The following is a 22,679-nucleotide window of genomic DNA, read 5'->3' on the forward strand; positions in this document are numbered from 1 at the left end:
TTATGATTTATGCAGTTTCATAATAGATATTTTCTTCTTCAACTCCTGCTTCTATTAATAAATCCAGACAGGCTTTAATCATCGCTGGTGAGCCGCACATATATATCTTATATTGAGTTAAATCTAACTCTTTCATTACATCTGTTACTAAGCCTCTTTTGCCTGACCATTTTTCATCAATAGCTACAACAGGAATATATTCGAAATTGCGGTTTTCTTTCATTAATTTTGTAAAATGCTGATTATAAATCAGCTCGTCAATATAATTTACTCCATGTATGAGCTTGATTTCCCCGGCGTTGTTATTTAAGGCCTCTTCTGTCATTGGCAGGAATGGCGTTATACCTATTCCCCCGGCAACGAAGAGCAATTTCTCTGCAGAGGGGTTTTTGATAACCATTGTGTCCCCCATAGGCCCTTTAAGGGTAACTTGATCCCCTATTTTGATATTATTGAATATTATATTGGTACCATACCCATTGGGGACTTTTTTAATCGTTATACTAAGCTTCCCTTCTTTATATTTAGATATTGAATAAGCTCTGTACATAACAGGATTATCTTGTATCTTTAGTAATACGAATTGTCCTGCTTTAAAATTAATTGAGGCAGGCTTTATTAATTTCAATACATATTCTCTGGTATCATTATTAAGTTCTATGATTTCGTCGACTATAGCGATTATTTTCTCAGGTTTAGTTTTTATATCATTCTCATAAATTTTTTGAATAGTATGGATTTCTTTCTCAGTATTTATTGATAAAATGCCTGCTGGACAATTTTTTACACAAGTTTGACAGCGTATGCAGTGTTCGTGTGAAAATTGATTATTAGAATCAAATTCTAAATAAGGAGTTAACTGCATAGGACAAACCCTAGCGCATTTTCCGCATATGTGACACATATCTTTATCAGCTATTGTAACTTTTTCATCAAATTTAGTATTTAACTTTAGTAATTTGCCCAGTTTATAAAAAAGAATTTGCATTGTTCCCATCGGACATATTCTGCACCATGCCCGAGGAGAAACTAGAATTGCCAAGATAGTACCTAATATAGTAACTACAAGGTAATTAACCACAAAAATATATCCTAATTTATCAATAAAAGGTGTAGTTCCCCAAATTGATATTACTTTAGCTAATCTGCTCCCTAGCATATACATAAACCAGGTAAACATAAGAACTAAGGTTATTTTGCTCCTAAGAAAGGCTGGTAATTTAATATTTCGGCTTACCGGCATAATAATTCCATCAAATAAACTGCCATGAGGACATATATTACCGCACCAGTATTTTCCTTTTAACATTCCTAAAATCATAAGTGAAAACATTATAGGTATCATTAACAATCCGAATTTAGGAATCCACAGCCCCCCTACTGCAACTAATAAAATAAACAACCATGCATACCTTCTAAGTGGAGTAAATATGCGGTTAGTTTTGATGTTATAAAACTCCAATTGTCCACTACCTCCTTTAAATTATTATACATATACCCCCTATATGTATAATAATTATATGAATATTATTTTAAAAGTCAAGATAAATAAAAAAAATCGGCATATAAACATAGTGCCGATTCGCCAATTCATGCATTTAACGTAATTAAAATATGAAAGATTTTATATAAAACGCATTTTGTTTTTAGCAACGAGTTCAGCTTCTGCCTTCCATATTGTATGGGGTGAAATTAAAAATTCAAATAGTTCCTTTTTTAACCCAGTTAGAATTTCACCACTTCGTATAACAACTTCAACATCCCAGCTTAGCTGCAGATTTTCTCCTTCTAAATTTATTTCATGTAATTTTCCTTCTTTTAGTTCTCTTTCTACCACCGGATAAGGGATTATTGCTAAGCCTACATTACGCATAACGGCTTCTTTAATAGCTTCCCAGTTGGTTATTTCCATTACAATGTTCATATCATCCAATTTATAGCCAATTGTTTTGAGATAAGAATTAAATAAATACCTCAAGGTCGATTCTTCTTCGCGGGTAATAAAAGGTTCAGACATCAATTGTTCAACTGTGATATTTTTTACTTTGCTCCATTTTGAATTGGGGGGAGCTATCAGAACAAGTTTGTTGCTTGAAACTTTATGTCTTTCAAGATCTGAACTGTTAGACATATCGCCTTCTACTACACCTATATCAAGAGTCCTTTCTTTTAATGCTTCAATAATTTCGAAAGAATGGCCTATGTTTACTCTTATGTAAGCATTTGGATGCTTTTCTTTAAAAAATTTAATAGTCTGCGGAAGAAAATAATTGCCCGGGGAATTACTCGCACCTACTCTGATAAATTCCTTGGTTGACCCGCTTATTTTGGCAATTTCACTTTCCATTTCCTGAAATAAAGCTAAAATTTTTTCCCCATATTCATAAAATTTTTTACCAGCTTCAGTAAGTTTTACACCGCTGCTTCCGCGTTCAAATAACTCAACATTATAATATTGTTCTAATGACTTAATTTGTGAACTTATAGCCGGTTGAGTAAAGTTGAGTATTTTAGCAGCCCTAGTAAAACTTTTAACCTGAGCAATAGTTCTAAAAATTTCAAATTGCTCAATATTCATAGCTTCACCCCGTTTGGTTTATTAAATGTTTATTTTTGTCCGATTTTGTATATAAAAAAAGTAATTTACTATTATTATATCAAATATTCAGAATTGTTAATAGTTAACAAGAAAAATCTACATTGTCATTTTATTTTTATTTTTTTACACAATAATACTTAAACAAAAATTCAAAAACAAATATATTTATGAAATTATGTCTTCATGTAACAAAAATATCCCTAATACAGGGTATCAAAAAAATAAATACAGTCAAGACAATTTTTCAAAAAAATTCAAAAAATTTTTTTAGCAGTTCAATAAGTATATACATATTTTTCCTTGAAAAATAAGAAGGATTTTACTATTATTTGTCGAAACTTGAAGTTGCTTACTTATTTATAAAAAAAAATAATAAATCAGGAAAGGAATGATCAGTTATGAAAAAGGTAAGCAGCTTTAAACGACGATTTATCTGTACAACTTTTTTAACATTAATGTCTTTATTATTCTCTCCCCCATATTTGGATGCGTTAAATGCAGCTACAGTAACTTATTCAGGACCTGTAAACTGGACGGTAACTACATATGATTCATTTAATCCTTATTCTGTACATAATGCATATAATCCGGTGACTATTACCATCAACGGACGCAGTTATACATATTATACCGTAACTTCAAAAGTGCCAACTGATAATACTGTAAATACTTCGCAAAAAACTACATTAGAAAATCATGCCTCTTCTCAAACAGCAGAGGTCCAAGTGATAGCGGAAGGAACTAAATGGGCAACTGAACTTTATATTATTCGCAGCACAAATCCGGGGCCTACTGTAATGATCGTCGGTGGAATTCATGGCAATGAAGCTGCGGGCTATAAGGCGGCGGAAGAAATTAAAAATTGGAAAATAAACCGTGGAACTTTATTAGTTCTACCGCGCGCAAATAAACAAGCTATAGCAATTAATAAGAGATATGTTAAAAGTGAAGGTGACTTAAACCGATCTTTCCCAGTTCGAAGTTCTTCATATGGAAGCGGCACTTTAGCGAGAGCTATTTATAAAACTGTCCAAGATTATAAGGTTGATTGGCTTATGGATATGCATGAAGGATATGATTTTTATAAAAATTCCTCAACTGACTCAGTAGGACAAACTCTTATATATTATCCTAATACAGCTACAAAAAATATCAGCAAAAAAATAGTTAAAACAATAAATGCAAACATTAGCAGTTCTTATAGACAGTTTACACTGCTTCGTTATCCGGTCAGGGGAAGCTTGGCTAGAGCTAGTGCGGAGTTTTTAGGAGTAAACAGTTTTATATTTGAGACTTCACAAAAGCAGGATTTAACTCTTAGAATAGATTATCATAAAAAAGCAGCTGAGATATTACTTAAAGAGTTGGGAATGAAATAAGTTTTTCAATGTCGCGTTATTCTCCCGGAGGGGTTAATTCTTACCGGCAAGGTATTGTTGACCCTCCGGGGGATATTTCTTCTTCTAGTAGTCTGGGAATTAGAATTTCTGCTATTTATGGAAATTTGACTGATTCTGGTTATCTGCCTGTTAGCAGAAGTATTTCCTTTAGCTCGGTTTATATTAAGGTTTGATTTACTTGTTTTCACTGTCTTTTTAATCGATATACTCCATGCTTTTCTAATATCTATTTTTTCATCCCAGTTTGTGTTTTTTTCAATCATTTCCGGAATTATTTGCAGGTGTTCACAATAAAGAAAATATATATCTGTGTTTTTAATATCGTTCCATAAATATTTAAAATATATTTTTAAACGTTCCTGTTCTCCGTTATAAAAGGCTTTTTGTGCTTCAATGGAGCAAAAGTAGTTCATGGACAAATAAGGATATTTGCTGGCTACTATTTTAGCCAAACATAAAATGGCAAGAGTTATCTGAGGAGAAATAAGCCAGCTCCCTAAAGTGCGATACTCGAAGCCCCCGTGTTCTTTTTTTCTAACATCACCGATGAAACCATATTTTTTTCTCCTTTTGGCTGCTGGGACTGGATTTTCTAATAAAAAGCCTATTATACCCAAGTAATTATCCAAAGCACGCAAAAGCTTAAAATTAAGTTCTGTATTGCTAAAATGGATATGTCCCCCTGTTGAGTATTCATTAGCCGGCTGGCTGCCAGCTAACCACTTTATATTTTTGTGAGGGGCTAATTTATTGGCTGCTATCAAGGCTTCTTTTATATTATGGGTAAGCTCTAACGGAGAGAAACTTGGTTTAGGTCTTATTTCCGCTATGGGACGCTGCTGCCGGTTAGGCATACGAATGTTATCACAGCCGACTACTCCTTCACGGGGAAAAAAATTTGAAGCAGCCACTATTTTTTGGTTTTTAGAATTGATCAATAAAAATTCAGGGTCTGCTCCTATTTTTACTTCCCTTTTTTGTACATAATCATCTATATTATATATTTTTTTGATATAGGCTTTTACTGCGTTTAATTCTTTTTGGCGCAAGATAGGTGAAGGATCTACTGAAGTTACTTTATATTGACGCCTGGCATTCAATATTATATAAACCTTACCAATATCCAGTCCTAGGATATAAAGAGTCTTGCGTGCCATTTCCGCTATTTTGGGATTATTTCCTTCGCGAATGAATTCCACGTTCTTTTTGGTTTTGGAGGTGTTTTTTGCTTTGATGGATATAATATTAAAATCGCACACTACTATTTCATATATGCGATTTGCTTTATCAATATTTTCATAAGAAAATGGTATGTTATTAAGTTTTAAAATTTTACTCATTTTTTCTTTCTGGGTATTAACTATAGCTTCGGGAGAATTTATTATTAATTTACAGGTCGAATTTTGGTCATAAATGTTAATCTGCAGATAGTCAGTTTTTTCTATCTCTATATCTCTTGAATTAACATCTTCTAATTCTTCACCGATAATCTTTTTTAAAGCTTCTCCTGTTTCATTTTTAGAATAAAAAAATACCAGATTCATTTTTAAACCTTCCTTTTTACTTCATAATCCATATTATTGCTCAGCTTTTGACTGACAACAAAAATAAAATAATCGGTAAGTAATTCGAGATGTCGTTTTCGTATATCTTCCTCATCAAAACTGGCAGGTTTGGAATTTACTTCAAAAATGTAAAGATCACCATTTATATCTATACCTACGTCAAGAGAAATAATAGCCAGATTAATACCTAAATGTTTTTCTAAAGTTTCAGGAACAACTTTGCAGATGATTCTTATTTGTCTTTTTATCTTTTCTATATGTTCTTTTCGGTTCCTAAAGACTTCGTTTATCACTTCCTCAAAAGGTGCAGCTTTTCCTCCGTTTGGAATATGAGTTACAAAACGGTTAGGAGCAGCTACGCGCACGCCTATTCCAGTTAAAACCCACTTTCCATTTCCGTCTTTTTGCACTTGCATCCTTAAATCAAATATCCTTTTTTGGAATTTGGCTAAATTTATACCTTGTTGCAATAGATAATATTTAGGATAAGGGATATATACCTGTAATCTATGATATAAATTTTCAAACGATTTGCATTTAATCCAAACCAAGGGCTTACTTTCAACAGATGCAAAGACCAGCTGTTTTCCGGGTTTTTTTATTATTTTAATAATTCCCTTACCTCTGCTGCTGTTATGAGGTTTTAAAAAAACCTCATCATATGTGTTTATAAATTCATATAAGGCAGATTTGGAAAAAACAGAAGTCCGAGGCAAATAAGATGCAATTTCAGGATTATTTTTTAATGCCTGATGGACTTCCCATTTATTTAAAAATCGTGTATTAAAAAGAAACATATTTTTTTGCTGTAATTTGTTCAATGTATTTTGAACCTGAACTTTTTTCTCTTCACTTCTATAAGATAGACGATTATATACAATGTCCGGAAAATCAAATTTTTTTTGCACCCATTTATCTTTTTTATCCAAGGTAAACCCTCTGATTTTCCGGGATTTCCAGTAAATATTTTGTGGATAGAAAAAAAATACCAGTATATTTTTTTTTCTGGCATGTAAAATCATTTCTTTGTGAAGACGAGCTGACTTACCTTGCGGATAAAACATTTTTTTGTTGTTAGAGGTGATAAGGATTCCTACGGAAACTGAAAATGGCCGCTTTTCAGCTATTGATTCTTTGTCAGACATTTGCTTTCTCCTTTAAAACAGGTTTAATTCATAATATGAACTTCAAATAAAGTAGGTGTCTTAGATTAAATATTCAAAAAGAAACCGGCCTTAAAAGGCCGGTAAGATATTACTCTTTCCAGTATTTAGGCATAAATAATATCAACGCTGGATATATCTCTAAACGTCCCAAAAGCATCAATATACTCAATACATATTTTCCTATATAAGGTATATCCGCATAATTTTCGACTGGCCCTACCATTCCAAAACCGGGACCTATATTACCCATGCAAGATACGCAGGCAGTAAATGAAGTCAGGATATCTACTCCCATGCTTCCCAATATTAAAGTACCGGTAAAAATCAAAAATATATACAGAAAAAAGTATTGCAATACATTTATAATTAAAGAATTGCTCAGGACTTTATCACCAAAGCGCAATGATATTAAAGCTTTGGGATGCAACATCTGTTCTAATTCGATTTTGGCTCTTTTCAATATAATAATGTAGCGACCTACTTTTACATTACCTGCTGTAGATCCGGCACATCCACCGATAAACATCAGCAGAAGGATAACAGTTTGTCCCAAACTTCCCCATTTTTCATAGTCAGAAGTAGCAAAACCGGTAGTTGTTAATATGGAAATTACTTGGAACAATGTAGTTCTAATTCTCTCCTCCATTCCTGAATAATGGTTTAAAGCTATAAAAACTAGAAATGCTGCTCCCAAAACGATATATACATAAAACCTAAATTCTGTATTATAGTAAAAATTTTTCAAGGTTCGGTTTTTAAATGCAAAATAATATAGAGAAAAATTAGCTCCTGCTATAAACATAAAAATTATTATTATCCATTGAATTACAGGACTATAAAATGCTATGCTCTGATTTTTAGTAGAAAATCCGCCTGTTGCCATGGTAGTAAAGGTATGACACATAGCATCAAAAATGTTCATACCAAAGGTTGAGAGCAAAATAAACAAAACTGCACTTATAATTACATAGGTAATCCATAAAAGCTTGGCGGTTTCTCTTATGCGGGGGCTTATTTTTTCTGATATAGGCCCGGGAACCTCCGCTCTGAATATTTGATTGGCTCTTACCCCCATACTTACAATTATGGCTATAAATAGGGCCATAATACCCATACCGCCTAACCATTGGGTCAGGCTGCGCCAAAAAAGAAGGCTGTAAGGCAGTGCCTCAATGTCTTTAAGTACACTTGCACCAGTAGTAGTAAATCCGGATATTGTTTCGAAAAAGGCATCGGCAAAAGTTGGAAAATACCCGCTGAAAACAAAAGGTAACGATCCAAAAAGCGAAGCTGAAAGCCATCCTAAACTAACTACTGCAAAACCTTCACGGTAATTTAGTTCATTGTTATTGCGGTATATAAAACTTAATACCAAGCCGGTTGCAATGGTGATGGCTGATGAAATTAAAATAGACCAAATCTCATTTTCATTATAATAAACAGCCCATATTATTGCGGTAAGCATTGAGATTCCGATTATTATTAATATTTTCCCAATATAGTTTAATATGACTTCTTTTCTTACCAAAGCCCTTTGCCTCCATTAATAAATAATTTTTCTACTTTATGGATACTGCGAGGCAAACTGAATACCATTAACTGGTCATCAGGTTGAATTTTACTGTTCCCATCGGGAATTATTACCTTGCCATTTCTTACAATAGCACCAACAACCGAGCCATTGGGGAATTTTATTTTTCTAAGTTGTTTTCCAACCGCAAATGAACCGGGCTGCACATAGAACTCCAAAAGTTCTGCTCTCTCATCACCTAGGACTGTTACAGAAACTACATTTCCTTTGCGTATATATTTAAGTATGGCACCAGCTGTTAATATGCGGGGGCTTAGGACGATATCAATGCCTATTTGTTCCATAAGAGGCATAATATCCGCCCGTTTTATCTTGGCAATAGTTTTTTTAACTCCCAGGTTTTTGGCAATCAAGCAGGATAAAAGATTTATTTTGTCATCATCAGTAACAGCTACGAAAAGATCAGATTGACCTATATTTTCATTTTCCAAGAGATCAAGATCGCTTCCATCTCCATGAATTACCAGGCTGTATTTAAGTTTGGCCGATATTTCGCGAGCCCTTTTTTCATCTTTTTCAACAATCTTAATATTAACAGGAAGTTTTTCTTTTTCAATTATATGGGCCAGGTAACAGCCTGTGCGTCCTGCTCCCAAAATAGTAACATGTTCTATCTTTCTGCGATAAATGCCCAGAGATTTTAAAACATCGGGCATATCAGCAGTATTAGCCATAAGATAGACATGGTCTCCCGCCTTAATAACATCATCACCGCTCGGAACAATCATTTTATGTTTTCTTGCAATAGAAACAATAACATATTTTGAAGTGTCTAAATCTTTAAGTTTCATATTTATCGCCGGGGAATTATCGGGAACTACAAACTCAACCAGTTGAACCTTTCCGTCGGCATAATATTCAATATCTAATACCTCAGGGTTCTTTATAATTTTAGCAATTTCTTCAGCCGTTACTCTTTCAGGGTTTATTATAAGATCAATCCCAAGTAAAGATTCCGGTGAAAAATGAGGTGTTTCTACATATTCGGGATTGCGAACCCTTGCAATAGTAGTTTTAACTCCATACTGTTTAGCTAACAAGCAGGCAATCATATTAAGTTCATCATATTCAGTAACTGCTACCAGCATTTCAGCTGATTTTACTCCAGCACTTTCTAGAACACTCCAAGAGGCACCACTTCCCTGAATTACCTGAACATCTAAAGTTTCTTCTATTAGCTTTACTCTTTCTTCATCCTGTTCAATGACTACTACATCCTGATCCTCCATGGAGAGAAGCTGTGCAATGCTAAATCCAACTTTTCCTGCACCTATAATTATGGATTTCATCTTTCTACCCACCTAAACATTAAATCTAAAATGAATTATATCTCCATCTTTAACTATATAATCTTTACCTTCTAAACGAAATAATCCTTTTTCTTTCACAGTTGCAATACTCTTAAATTCATGCAATGCTTCATAATCAATTACTTCTGCTCTTATGAAGCCGCGTTCAATGTCAGAGTGGATTTTTCCTGCTGCTTTTTTAGCAGTGGTACCTTTTTCAATCGTCCATGCTTTAACTTCATCTTCCCCTACAGTAAAAAAGGAAATAAGACCTAATCTTTCATACATGCTGCGGGCAATTTTTACTATTCCTGGTTCAGTTAAACCCATTTCCTGCATAAAAATTTCTTTTTCCTCATCGTTAAGCTGACTGATTTCCTGCTCTATTTTTGCGGAAACTTCGAGCATCGGAATTCCTAATTCATGAAGGTATGCTTTTAATTTTTCCCTGTCTTTATAAGATGCTCCATTTAGGACACTTTCATCAACATTCAAGCAAATAAGCATAGGTTTAGTTGTCAAAAACTGATAATTGCTTATTATATCTTTCTCTTCTTCATCTATTTCTACTGATGATAATGGTTTTTCTTCTTCTAATGCTTTTTTAAGCTTTTCTAAAAGCATAAGTTCCTTTTGCATTTGATTCTTCTTTTTATTACTGTTTATTCTTTCAATACGCTTTTCAATTAAATCCAAATCTGCTAATAAAAGTTCATAATTTACGGTTTCAATATCTTTTATCGGGTCTATATCATCTTCATAAGCACGAACTACATGTAAGAGTGCATCTGCTTTTCTGACCGCATCTAAAAAAACAGTTGCTGATTTATCTCCTCCAGGAATTAAACCAGGAATATCAACAATCTCAAGCTGGGCATAGGTAGTTTTTTTAGGTTTAAATAAATTTGACAAAAAATCTACTCTATTATCCGGTATTTTTGCCATAGATGTATTAGTCTTACCTATATTAAGCTGTTTGTCAAAAGTTTCAGTAAGTAGTTCAAATATAGTTGTTTTTCCTGCCATAGAAAGTCCAATTATTCCAAGCTGCATACTTATCCAACCTCTCTGCTCCATGATAATCAAAAATAATTATATATTTTTGTTTATTAAAATGCTAGTAGCTGTTTTTTATTAAAATTGAGGAAGTTTACATAATATATATTAAGTAAATTAAAAGCAACTATATTTGCAAAAATTAAGGCAGAACACTCATGTAAATCTGCCTGATGAATAAATATATAGCACTGTTTATGTTAAGTTACAAGGTTATTTCAACCAGTGAAAGTATAAAAAAGGTTCCTGTTACTATTATACCTAATATTAAAAGAGTATAACCACCATTGGGACTAAATTGAAAAAGCCTTGATGCATTAGAAGTATTAAAAAAGAAAAGTCCGATTGCCAAAACCAGCAGAAGGATGATAAATTTTGATGCTCCTGTGCCAGGGAAGAAAAGAGCTAAATATAAAGCATATGTAAGTAAAAGAATAATATTTAATGTATACAATAAACGATAAGAACGGTCTTCGGTGGCAATTTTACCTTTAACCTCTTCAGGCATTTCATTCATATCAAAATATTCTATGTTTTTAGCTGCCTTTTCTCCGATAAATTTTGCAGTTTCCGCAACATTTCGAGGGGTTATCCCATAAAATCCTTTGGAAGTCTTTAAATATAAAAATCCCTTTTCAGGATGAGTAGCATACATTCTTACTGGACCTAATCCTTTTATGTTGTATAAGCCTACAACATATCCTGGCCAGCTGATACCAAAAATCGAAAAAAAATTGCTCCTTCCTTCTACTTTTATGATGTGCTCAATTTCGTTCCACATTATATACTTTTTTCTGAATCCCCATCTTATTTGGATTCCATTATCATCCATGCTGTACCCCATAAACAGACCGCTTAAAACTACAACAATAAATATGCCTAAAAAGATAAAAGCAGGAATTAAAAGCATGGTTTTTAAAGTTTGATCATCATTGCCGAGTGAAAAATTTATGCCCCAAATACAAAATCCTAAAATCAGAAAGCCAGCAATACTTCCCAAATAAAATCCTGCTGTTTTATTAACATTAAAGTTCATTTTTTTGTCTCCCCCCCGGTATTAAAGTTATATACATAAAAACCGCGCCCAGATTTTTTACCTAGATAACCTGCTCTTACCATAGTAGCTAATAAAGGATGCGGACGGTACTTGGTATCCCTGAATTCATTATAGAAACTTATAATAACTGAATATAGGGTATCAAGTCCAATTATATCAGCCAATTCTAAGGGACCGATCGGCATACCTGCACCTAGTTTCATTGCTAAATCGATCTCCTCTTTTTCAGCTAAACCTTCTCCATAAATAAAAATTGCTTCATTTATATAAGGGATGAGTATACGATTAACAATAAATCCAGGACTTTCGCGGTTTATAACAACCTTTTCCTTTCCGATTTTTTCAACGAACTGAGATGCTATTTCCACTGTCCTTTCATCTGTCTCCATGCCCTTTACAATTTCTACCAGTTTTATAGCGGAAACAGGATTAAAAAAATGCATTCCTACTACTTTTTCTGGTCTTTTGGTAGCAGAAGCAATTTCAGTTATGGATAAAGATGAGGTATTGGTAGCTAAAATGGTATGTTCTTTACACCTGTTGTCAAGTTCAGCAAATATTTGTTTTTTTACTGCTATATTTTCTACTACTGCTTCAATTACTAAGTCTGCATCATAAATCTGTGCTAAATCTGTAGTCGGAGTAATTCGGTTTATAATATCATTTTTAACTTTAAAATCTATAAAACCTTCGGCAATCATTTTCTCCAGATTCTTTTCAATAGTTTTTAATCCTTCCTGGGCCAGGGAAATCTGCAAATCACGTAAAATTACAGAATATCCCCCTTGAGCTGCCACCTGGGCTATACCTGCTCCCATTACTCCTGCACCTAAAACAGCTACTTTTTTTATTTCCATAAAACGTGCCTCCCTAGACTAAAAGATAAGATATCTCAGTCACCAAAACTGATGCCGACTGATTTTGCAGCATGAATGAGATCAGAATCTAGAGGAACTTTTCGCAGCTTTTTAATCGCTTCAACAAGGGGAACTGTAACAATCTCAGTTCCTTTAAGACTTACCATAGAGCCAAATTCACCGCGGGCAAAGGCATCCATAGCAGCCACTCCATAACGGGTAGCTAATATGCGGTCATAAGGGACGGGAGATCCTCCACGCTGCAAATGTCCAAGAACAGTTACTCTGGTTTCTACACCTGCCAGCTTTTCTATTTCTTCAGCTACCTTATGTCCTATGCCGCCGAGTCTTATTGGATCATGGCTTGCAGGTACCATTTTTTGTATTACCATTTCGCCGTCTTTAGCCCTTGCTCCTTCTGCCACTACTACTATACTGAATTTCTTGTTAAGGCGATATCTCTGCATGATTTTATTGACAACTTTATTAATATCATAAGGGATTTCTGGAATAAGTATTACATCAGCTCCCCCGGAAATGCCGGCATGAAGAGCTATCCAGCCTGCATATCTTCCCATAACCTCTAAAATCATAACCCGATGATGCGATTCTGCAGTAGTGTGCAGGCGATCTAATGCCTCTGAAGCGGTATCTACTGCCGTATTAAATCCAAACGTTACATCTGTAGCTGATAAATCGTTGTCAATAGTTTTAGGAACTCCTACAATTGGAACCCCTTTTTCAAAAAACTTTTGGGCAATATTTAAACTTCCGTCCCCCCCAATTATTATCAACCCTTCTAATCCTAGTCTTTTAATATTTTCAATTGCACGGTCAGATTGATCAGTAAACTCAGGCTTTTCAGGAGTTCCTCCGGTTATATAGCGAAATGGATTATCCCGGTTGGTAGTCCCTAAAATAGTCCCCCCTGTATGTGCAATTCCTGAAACAGTTTCCATGTCAAGAGTAATATACTGATTCTCTACCAGACCCTTGAAGCCATCTATGAAACCAATCACCTCATAATCATAGACATTAATAGCTGTTTTAGTTATAGCACGAATCACAGCATTAAGTCCGGGACAATCTCCGCCTCCAGTTAAAATTCCAAGTCCCTTTTTATTATGCTTCACTATGTGCTTTCCCCCTTTTCAAAAGAATAAATAATAAACAAGGTGGGATTTTCCCCACCCTAAAGTAATTATTATTTTATTCGCCAGGCAAAATTAAACTCCTGTTAATTATTAAGGTTTTTCTGCCAGCTGAAGTGGTACCAATATAGTTTTTCCCTCTCTTATTATTTCCAACATTATTTTATCATTTACCTTTTTTTTGCTTAATATCTGCTGAACATCTTCACTGGTTTCTACCTTTTGCTTGTCTATGCTTATTATCACATCATATTTGCGCAACTTTGCTTTTGCTGCTGGACTATCTTCAACTATACCGACAATAATTGCTCCTTTAGGTTCAATATTAAAATAACTGGCAATTTCTTTGTCTACTGTTTGCAGATAAACTCCCATATAAGGTCTGATAACTTTGCCTTTTTGTATTAATTCCTGCAGGACTTCCTTGGCAGTGTTGATTGGAATAGCAAATCCTATTCCTTGAGCCTGGGCATTGACCGCGGTGTTAATACCAATTACTTCGCCTTTAGTATTTAAAAGAGGTCCTCCGCTATTTCCGGGATTTATAGCTGCATCAGTTTGAATAAGGTTTTTATATACCCTTCCTTCAATTGATAATGGTCTTCCTTTAGCACTTACTACACCAGCAGTAACTGTATGATCTAAGCCATACGGATTTCCTATGGCTATTACCCATTCTCCTGCTCTTATTTTATTTGAATCGCCCATTTTTAAAGGAATAAACTTTTCTTTGCCTTCAATCTTAAGAACTGCCAGATCCATTTCATAGTCTTGCCCTACTACTTTAGCTTTATATTCTTTACCTTTCACATTAACTATTATTTCATTTGCCTTATCAATTACGTGTTGGTTAGTTAGGACATATCCATCTTCATTAATTATGAATCCTGTCCCAATCCCTTTCTGAACATTTTGTTTGGGAATATCAAATTCATTGCCAAAAAATTCTCTGAAAAACGGATCATTAAAGAAAGGATTATTGGGAAAACTGTTGCTGATTACAGTGGTTTCAATATTTACCACTGAAGGACTTACTTTTTCTACCATGTCTGCTATATTGGTTGGCCCTATTATAACCGGTGAAACAGAGGTTTCCTTAGCTGCAGCAGTATCATTATGCTGGACGCTGACAACAGGATAATTAACCTTGGCTAAAATTATGCCTCCAGCTATTGCTACTATCAATATAACCAGAACGAGTTTAACTAAACTGTTAAAATTTTTATTTTTAAACATAATTATCACCCCTTTAACCATTATATTACATAAATAATATAGCATTTCAGGGATGTATATAAAAGAGGTATAAAAGAATGTTCTTTTAAAAACCTGCCAGATAAGTAGCATATTCCAACGGCCTTTTGAAAGTATTTTTAACAATGGTCATAGACAATTCCGTTTCCGTGGTTTTACGTGGCTTAGAATTAACCTCAATAAGCCATATTTTGCCTTTTTTATCTATTCCAATATCTAATCCTAGCTCACCATATATTCCGGTTCCCGATTGTTCCATAGTAATTGCGACAGCATGACACAAGGCGGAAATTTCCTGATTTTTGGCCTCTATTAATTCAGTTCGATGGAAAAAGTATTTAAGTATTTTTTTGCTGGTTTCAGCCTTCCCACCTCTGCTCATGTTGGACAGGCTGCTTCCTTTAGGGGCAAGCCGAACAAATTTTTTGCTTATTCGCCATTCACCATGTCTATCTTTTTGATAAATTATTCTAAGATCAAATACTGATCCTTTATAATTAGCCATATCGATACCTTGCTGAATAATATAAGTTTTTCCTTCCCGATTTTTTTCGGTTTTCTTTATGAAATCAGTTGCATCTGTGGCCTGCCCGTTAAATTTTCCCCGCACATACACTGTATACTTTAACGTTTGTTTTTTTTCGTCAACCGTTATTCTAATAATTTTACGCCCCAAACTGCCATCTACCGGTTTTGCATATATCACTTTATATTTTTTAAGCATATCTTCAAGATTTTCTTTATCTAAAAGTTTAGTTTCCGGTAAATAAGGTCTAAGTTCAGGATTGTTAAATAAAATCTGGTGTACATCCCATTTGTTCAAAAACGAAGGATTAAAGTAAGATGAAAAAGCTAATTTTTTTAGCTTTTCTCTAGTATTATTATAATTACTTTCACTTTTGCGGCTTGATATTCTGTCATATATCACATCCGGTAAAGGGTAAGTAGATGCAGTCCATACCCCGCTTCCCCCACTGTTTTCTTTGTAGTTGTATCCTTTAACAGTTTTTGCTGCCCAGTTAATGCCTGTGGGAGTAAAAATAAAAATCTGCGCCTGCATTTTTTGACCTATCTTACTTAAATAAATTAATTCTGCCTGGGTGCTCTTAGGTCCAAATTCAGGTTTATTAGGGATAGAGGCGGTTAAAATTCCGATTATAGGTCCTATATGCAGCATATTTTTTTCAGTATCATAGCGGATTTTTAATTTCTTCTTGGTTTTAATAAATAAAGCCCTGGATAACTCAGGGGACAATATATAAAGTTTTCTGGTTTCATCATTATTTATGATCAGCCTAGTATCAACTACTATGTTACCCGCCCTAATTTTTATTATCGGTTTTACCGGAACTTTAAGTTCCTGAGCCAGAGAACGCGTTATAATAACTTTTCCACGAAGCATAGATTCCTCTCCTTTTAAAATCCAGCCAGATATTTAGCATACAGCAAAGGATTTTCAATAGATTTAAGTCTAGTTTCTGTCTCTCCAATTAAAGTAAAAATTTTACGCGCAGGTCTTAGGTTGGCTTCTATAAACCAAACTTTGCCTTGCCTGTCAATTCCCAAATCAATTCCCATTTCCGCACAAATACCTATTTTATTTTCCAGGGTTTCAGCAGATTTCAGAGATACAAATTTAATTTTTGACAAAATTTGTTCCATTTTTTGGTTGTTAAAATACAATTTTAAAATATCCTCAAGCCTTTTTGCAGTCCCCCCCGAAGATAAGTTGCTTGTAATTGAGCCGTTATTCCCTATACGACAGGCTATACCGGTTATTTCCCATCTATTTCCATAACCTTTTTGGACTAGAACGCGTACATCTACAATCTTATTTTGCCATTTTATGAGTTTTATTCTTTCCTGGACAATATATCTGCGGTTTCCTATTACATTTTTTAAAGAAAAATACAATTCATTTATGCTGGTTGCTTTTCCTTTGAATTGCCGTTTATCGCAGGAATAATAATATTCATAAATTCCTTTTTTTTTGGGTTTGATAACCTTGATTATGTTTTTCCCCTGTTCGCCGCATATAGGTTTTAAATATACTGCTTCATATTTATTGAGCATAATATCTATCTGACGCGTAAAATCGAAAACGAAACGGGTATCAGGAAGATGAGATTCAAGAGCGGGATTTTGAGCTAGAATTTTGTAGGCTTCCCATTTGTCCAGCAATTTATAATTTAACAAAATTACTCCTGTCTGTTTAAAGCGTTTGCGGATTCTAAGTTTTTCTGTAGATGATATGCGGCTACGCGGATAAATAACATCGGGAAATGGAAAAACAGATTTAACCCAGTTATTTTTTAAATAAGTGTAACCCTGTATTTTTTTATGTTTCCAATCAACGTTATATGGGCTAAAAGCAAAACACAATTGTCCCGATTTCCTAGCTATTTCTAAAGCTTGCTTAATAAAAAGAGTTTGGGCACCAAAAGGTTTATTCCGGTTTTTTACTATGTCAACCATTATACCGATTACCGGTCCTATTCTAATCTCACCTTCGTTTATTTTAAAATTGTAGTTTTGTTCAGGATATAAAGCTAATTTTTTTAAATTTACAGAATTTAGTACCAACATATCTTCATCTGTTTCAATTAAAGAAAGATAAAATTCTTCTTTTAATCTCCCTAACTTAAAGGTTATTTTTTGCTTTTCAAAAAGACCATAGTTTAAAGCCAGCCTTGAACTTATTTCCAGAATATTATCGTCCAGGTTATCGTTGATCTTTATATAAACCGTATCGATTTTATGCATAAAAATATATCCTTTAGACAATTATTTATTTTATAATATGAAAGTGCTGATATCCTTGCTCTACACAGATATTAAAAAACTATAAAAAATACTTCTTTTAAGTAAGGAGATAATAAATATATGAATTTAATAAGTGCGTGTTTATGTGGGTATAATTGCAAATATAATGGTGGAAACAACTTTAATCCGGTTTTTGAAAAACTTTTAAAAGAAGGGAGGGTCTTACCAGTTTGTCCTGAAGAATTGGGAGGACTTTCTACTCCAAGACTGCCAGCCGAAATTAAAAACGGAACCGGGCTTGATGTGCTTGAAGGTAAAGCCAGAGTGATTAATAAAAAGGGTGAAGATGTCAGTGAGTTTTTTATCAGGGGAGCCTATATTACTTTGCAGAAAGCAGGTGAGGTAGGAGCTGTTTGTGCAATATTGAAAAGCCGGAGCCCTTCCTGTGGTTCAGGTGAAATATATGACGGATCTTTTAAATCTGTTTTGCGCAAAGGAGATGGAGTAACTGCTGCCTTGCTTAAAAAACATGGAATAAAGGTAATAAGTGACGAAGATTATTTAAAAGGAGCAATGGAAATATGAAAGCAATAAGCTTGTTTTCAGGTGGACTTGATTCACAATTAGCTGTGGCTTTGATTCAAAAACAGAATATTGAAGTGATTGCTCTGAATTTTGTTACACCTTTTTTTGGGGTTAAGGAATCGACAATTAAAGCTGCCCAAAACCTCAAAATAGAACTGATAACTCTTGACATAAGTAGAGAATATATTGGCAAAGTCTTAAAAAATCCAAAGTATGGATATGGTAAAAATATGAATCCATGTATTGACTGTCATGCTTTTATGTTTAAGAAAGCTGGGGATATGATGGCTGAGCTGGGTGCTTCTTTCATTATTTCAGGTGAAGTGTTGGGACAAAGGCCTATGAGTCAGAATAAAACCGCTCTGCATATAGTTGAAAAATTGTCAGGCTACAAGGGCTATATAGTAAGACCGCTGTCGGCCAAACTTCTGCCCCCTACCATCCCCGAAGAAAATGGTTGGATTAAACGGGAAGAACTAGAAGATATAAGCGGCAGAAGTAGAAGTCGTCAAAAAGAGTTGGCAGAAAAATTTGGCATTACCGAATATCCTTCACCTGCCGGAGGATGTTTGCTTACTGAAGCCAACTTTTCACGCAGGCTTAAAAAATTAATAGAAAAGAGACCAGAAGCTGAACCTGAGGAAATGGAGATATTAAAAGTAGGGCGACATTTTTATGTAAAAGATAATCTTCTGGTTATTGGACGTAATCGGGCGGAAAATGAAATTATTCAAAAAATTGCCTTACAATCTGACAAACTGATAAAAGTAACTGACCGCCCAGGTCCAACTGGAATTTTCAGATCCTTTACCGGTCAATTCAATGATGAAGATTTAATACAAGCTGCATCTATACTAGCACGGTATAGTGATGCAAAAAATGAGCCTGAAACTAATGTGAAGATTTACAATAAAGATGGCGATATCGAAAAGATTTTTATAGTTAAGCCCTTGACTCCTGAAGAAATCCCGGAAATGGTTTAAAAAATAATTATTTAAATAAATTCAAATCTATCTGTTTAAACATTTCTCTGTATCCTTCCTGAGTAGGATGTCCTCCATCAGGAAGGAGCAATTCTTTTCTGAGATTTTTATTTTCATCATAAAAAGCTGCACAGAAGTTTATTATCGGAATATTTTGATTTTGAGTAAAATCTGAAATCCAATTTCTAAGATTCTGAAGCACTCTTTCCCATGCTGAATAATCAACCGGAGTAGGAATTCCTAATATCACTTTAATGTTTTGCTCCCTGGCTAAACTTACCATTTGTTCAATATTAAAAGTTATTGCAGCCAAGCTTTCACCCTGAACCACATCATTTATTCCCCCGGTGATAATGACGTAATCAGGCTTCAAATCTAAAACATCGCGTTTAAACCTCTGAAGCATATCTTCAGTTGTATTTCCATTAATCCCTTTATTTATTATTACTCCATCGATCGCGGATGACATCATTTTAACCCAGGAAAATTCCGGGCCATAAGGGAAACCATATGTGATGCTGTCTCCCAGACATACTATTCTTAGTTTATCAGGCATCATTTTTCACCCCACCTCAAAAAGTTCAATATCAGAAGAAGCTGGGCTATCTAGCCGCAGCTTCTTCCATCTGTCTTATTACTTCATCCAATTTTTTAATATTTTCACCATAGCCTGCCCAATCACCCTCTTGCAATAATTGATTAGCCCTGTCATAATACTGTCTTGCCTGTTTAGCCAACTCTTTTAAATCATCACTAACTACAGGAATTTCAACATTAACATCAGCCCCAGGAGCAGTTCCCGGCGGTTTAGCCCCTGTTTCACCGAATAGCTTAATAAGTGCAGCATCTAATGTAGGTTCCATAACTATTTTGTTTTCAAAAGCGGCGATTACCCGTTTTAATTCAGGTATCTTGCCATTTTCTGCTTGCAAATATAATGGCTCTACATAGAGAATAGAATTTTGTATAGGAATAACTAATAAATTGCCACGATAAACATTTGAACCTCTCTGATCCCACAAACTTATTTGTTGTGAGATATAAGTATCCTGGTTTATTCTGGATTCCAGCTGATTAGGTCCATATATGGTTTCATGTTTTGGGAAATTGTAAACCAGCATCTTGCCATAATTTTCCCCATCAATGCGCATACACATCCAAGCTACCATATTAGGTCTATTTTTAGGAGTAAAAGGAAGCATCAAAATATATTCTTCCTTGGCTTCTTCAGGAAGCCTCATTATTATATAGTAAGGTTCCATTTCTACTGGCTTATTTCCTACTATTTCAGTAGGTATAAGCCATATATCCTCTTTGTTATAAAAAACATTGGGGTCAGTCATATGGAAAGTCTGATACATTTTAGCCTGTATAGTAAATAATCTGGACGGATATCTTACATGGCTCTTTAATTCTTTCGGCATCGCTTCAATAGGTTTAAATACACCCGGGAATATCTTGCTATAAGTCTTTATAATCGGATCTGATTTATCTGCAATATAGAAATCTATCTGACCGGTATATGCATCTACAACTATCTTCACCGCATTCCTTATATAATTATTCCCTTCGCTGTCAAAAGGCTGTGAATAAGGATACTTTTCTGAATAAGTATATGCATCAATCATCCAGTAAAGCCTGCCATCTGTTGTGTTTATTATTATATATGGATCTTCATCAAATTCTAGATAGGGAGCTATCTTTTTAGCTCTTTCTATTATGTTTCTGTTCATTAATATCTGGCTTTCTTCAGTAATATCAGACGAAAGCAGAATCTTGTAATCTTTTAATACCCAGGCAAACATCAGCTTTTTAGTTATTGAATCTAATTTTATGCCATTTTTACCACTGTAAAAGCAGTATACATTTTTTTCTCCCATGGGATAATCAAATTCTTTTTGTTCAGTATTTACGATTACATATGAATCAGTAAGTTCGCCAAAATATATTTCAGGTCTCTTCACTTTCAAGTCTGTTGTAAATGCGGGAGGTATATCTTTTATAAAAAAGCGTGGAAAACCTTCTTCTTCTACTTCATTTACCGGACTTACAACCAATCCATAGCCATGTGTATACATAAGCCGTTCATTTATCCAGGTTCTGGCGTTTTCCGGCAGTTCACCCGGAGAAATTTCCCGCACTGCCAGCATTACCTGACGATACTGTCCATCGATTACATAGCGATCGATATCTACATCATTAAATACATAATATGGCCGCAGTTCCTGCAAGCTCTTATAAGTTGTAAGCAAAGGCTGCCAGTCCCATAAACGAATATTATTTATTGTTGGAGCATCTTTTTCATCTCCTATATCAATTTGGTAATTAATGTCAAAATATTTATTCTCTGCTCTATCCAAGCCATAAGCCTGTCTAGTATATTTAATAGCGTTTTCAATATATTTCTTTTCTTTACTAAATTCGTTAGGCTGTACTATAAATTTTTGTAAAAGACCGGGGTAAATTCCGCTTAACACTAAAACAATCAAAAGCCACAAGCCTATACTGCCTACTATCCAGTTTACCCGTTTTATGAAAATATTTAACAAAATTACCAGCGCAATTATCAAAGAGATTATTATCAGAGCTTTATAGGAAACTAAACGGGCATAAACATCAGTATAGGTAGCACCAAAAACTATACCATCAGGTGAAAAGAGAATCTCGTAAGATGCCAGTTTGTATTTAAAAGCCTGCAGAATAAATATAGCAGCAAAAAGCAGCGCCATATGCCCTTTGGCTACCGTAAACTGACGCCAGTCACCAAACAGAAGATTGGAAGAGGCATTGAAAAGATATATTGTCCCTGCAACCAGGGTTATCAAAACCAGAGATGACATTAAAATTCCATAAATAAATTGATAAAAAGCCAGATCGAAAAAGTAGAAGCTGAGGTCTTTCTTAAAAATAGGATCAGTTACATTAAAAGGAACCTGATTTAAATATTGCTGAATTATAATCCATTTATCAGCAACTGAAGAACTTATTATAAAGGCAATAAAAAGGCTTATCCCAATAAACACCCAATTAGCATATTTACCTTTTAAAAATTCCTGCCAAGGTGATTTTTGGCGTTCCTCATCGAGATATATTACAGTAGGGTCATCGTCAAACTCTTCATAAGCCGGTCCTATATTTTTGCGGGTAAAGATTAAGTTTATGTAGGAAAGCAAAAAAACCCCAATGAATACAACAGTATATAGAACAACTTTATTTAACAAAATAGTAGTAAAAACTTGTTCAAAATTAATTGACTTAAACCACAGCCAATCGGCATAAAAATGAAGAAAAAGCGACAATCCACCTAAAATTAGTAAAAATACAATCAATCTTAAAGTACTCCTGTTGTTTCGCGCCATAACT

General features: G+C 34.3%; 18 protein-coding genes. 3 read left to right on the forward strand and 15 right to left on the reverse strand.

All coding sequences use genetic code 11. The annotated features are described in order from the left end of the window. Positions 1-7: 7 nt before the first annotated feature. Together H0Z36_RS02445 and H0Z36_RS02450 are read right to left on the reverse strand one after the other, a co-directional pair. The gene (locus tag H0Z36_RS02445; RefSeq protein WP_296863575.1) at positions 8-1,402 is read right to left on the reverse strand and encodes a 4Fe-4S binding protein; all 1,395 of its coding nucleotides are present in this window, start codon (positions 1,400-1,402) and stop codon (positions 8-10) included. 222 nt (positions 1,403-1,624) lie between these two features. Then, complete coding sequence (locus H0Z36_RS02450; RefSeq protein ID WP_296863578.1) at positions 1,625-2,578, reverse strand: LysR family transcriptional regulator; 954 nt, start codon at positions 2,576-2,578, stop codon at positions 1,625-1,627. Between the two features lie 419 nt (positions 2,579-2,997). Between H0Z36_RS02450 and H0Z36_RS02455 the strand changes: the two genes are divergently transcribed. Further along, the gene (locus H0Z36_RS02455; RefSeq protein WP_296863580.1) at positions 2,998-3,978 is read left to right on the forward strand and encodes a succinylglutamate desuccinylase/aspartoacylase family protein; all 981 of its coding nucleotides are present in this window, start codon (positions 2,998-3,000) and stop codon (positions 3,976-3,978) included. A gap of 5 nt (positions 3,979-3,983) precedes the next feature. Here the strand turns inward: H0Z36_RS02455 and H0Z36_RS02460 are convergent, their stop codons facing one another. From H0Z36_RS02460 to H0Z36_RS02510, 11 genes are all read right to left on the reverse strand, one after another. Then, on the reverse strand, positions 3,984-5,543 hold the full coding sequence (locus tag H0Z36_RS02460; protein ID WP_296863582.1) for a hypothetical protein: 1,560 nt from the start codon (positions 5,541-5,543) through the stop codon (positions 3,984-3,986). A 2-nt stretch (positions 5,544-5,545) separates the two neighbouring features. Continuing rightward, positions 5,546-6,493 (reverse strand): YheC/YheD family protein, encoded by a 948-nt coding sequence (locus H0Z36_RS02465; RefSeq protein ID WP_296863584.1) that lies wholly within the window; start codon positions 6,491-6,493, stop codon positions 5,546-5,548. Positions 6,494-6,818: 325 nt separating this feature from the next. Further along, positions 6,819-8,258 carry a TrkH family potassium uptake protein gene (locus H0Z36_RS02470; RefSeq protein ID WP_296863587.1) on the reverse strand — a complete coding sequence of 480 codons (1,440 nt, stop codon included), beginning with the start codon at positions 8,256-8,258 and terminating at the stop codon, positions 6,819-6,821. Beyond that, entirely contained in the window at positions 8,252-9,610 is a 1,359-nt protein-coding gene (gene trkA, locus H0Z36_RS02475) for a Trk system potassium transporter TrkA (RefSeq protein WP_296863589.1), read from the reverse strand. The genes H0Z36_RS02470 and trkA overlap by 7 nt, the downstream gene beginning before the upstream one ends. 12 nt (positions 9,611-9,622) lie before the next feature. Then, positions 9,623-10,663: a redox-regulated ATPase YchF gene (gene ychF, locus H0Z36_RS02480; RefSeq protein ID WP_296863592.1), complete on the reverse strand. Its 1,041-nt coding sequence runs from the start codon at positions 10,661-10,663 to the stop codon at positions 9,623-9,625. A gap of 208 nt (positions 10,664-10,871) precedes the next feature. Further along, positions 10,872-11,702, reverse strand: a complete 831-nt coding sequence (locus tag H0Z36_RS02485; protein ID WP_296863594.1) for a PH domain-containing protein — start codon at positions 11,700-11,702, stop codon at positions 10,872-10,874. After that, on the reverse strand, positions 11,699-12,574 hold the full coding sequence (locus H0Z36_RS02490) for a 3-hydroxyacyl-CoA dehydrogenase NAD-binding domain-containing protein (protein WP_296863855.1): 876 nt from the start codon (positions 12,572-12,574) through the stop codon (positions 11,699-11,701). Before H0Z36_RS02490 ends, H0Z36_RS02485 begins: the two co-directional genes overlap by 4 nt. Before the next feature lie 41 nt (positions 12,575-12,615). Beyond that, a complete protein-coding gene (locus tag H0Z36_RS02495) occupies positions 12,616-13,713 on the reverse strand; it encodes a 6-phosphofructokinase (protein WP_296863596.1) in 1,098 nt (365 codons plus the stop codon). A 111-nt stretch (positions 13,714-13,824) separates the two neighbouring features. Continuing rightward, complete coding sequence (locus H0Z36_RS02500; RefSeq protein WP_296863598.1) at positions 13,825-14,967, reverse strand: trypsin-like peptidase domain-containing protein; 1,143 nt, start codon at positions 14,965-14,967, stop codon at positions 13,825-13,827. An 85-nt stretch (positions 14,968-15,052) separates the two neighbouring features. Next, complete coding sequence (locus H0Z36_RS02505) at positions 15,053-16,387, reverse strand: YheC/YheD family protein (protein WP_296863600.1); 1,335 nt, start codon at positions 16,385-16,387, stop codon at positions 15,053-15,055. A 14-nt stretch (positions 16,388-16,401) separates the two neighbouring features. Further along, positions 16,402-17,748: a YheC/YheD family protein gene (locus tag H0Z36_RS02510; protein WP_296863603.1), complete on the reverse strand. Its 1,347-nt coding sequence runs from the start codon at positions 17,746-17,748 to the stop codon at positions 16,402-16,404. A gap of 120 nt (positions 17,749-17,868) precedes the next feature. Between H0Z36_RS02510 and H0Z36_RS02515 the strand changes: the two genes are divergently transcribed. Then, complete coding sequence (locus H0Z36_RS02515) at positions 17,869-18,333, forward strand: DUF523 domain-containing protein (protein ID WP_296863605.1); 465 nt, start codon at positions 17,869-17,871, stop codon at positions 18,331-18,333. Continuing rightward, a complete protein-coding gene (locus H0Z36_RS02520; RefSeq protein ID WP_296863607.1) occupies positions 18,330-19,316 on the forward strand; it encodes a tRNA 4-thiouridine(8) synthase ThiI in 987 nt (328 codons plus the stop codon). Before H0Z36_RS02515 ends, H0Z36_RS02520 begins: the two co-directional genes overlap by 4 nt. Before the next feature lie 7 nt (positions 19,317-19,323). Here the strand turns inward: H0Z36_RS02520 and H0Z36_RS02525 are convergent, their stop codons facing one another. Further along, on the reverse strand, positions 19,324-19,875 hold the full coding sequence (locus H0Z36_RS02525; RefSeq protein ID WP_296863609.1) for an SGNH/GDSL hydrolase family protein: 552 nt from the start codon (positions 19,873-19,875) through the stop codon (positions 19,324-19,326). Between the two features lie 43 nt (positions 19,876-19,918). Then, positions 19,919-22,675, reverse strand: coding sequence for a UPF0182 family protein (locus H0Z36_RS02530; protein ID WP_296863611.1), 2,757 nt, complete (start codon positions 22,673-22,675; stop codon positions 19,919-19,921). Positions 22,676-22,679 lie beyond the last annotated feature (4 nt).

The organism is Thermosyntropha sp., assembly GCF_017656155.1.
Taxonomy (GTDB): domain Bacteria; phylum Bacillota; class Syntrophomonadia; order Syntrophomonadales; family Syntrophomonadaceae; genus Thermosyntropha.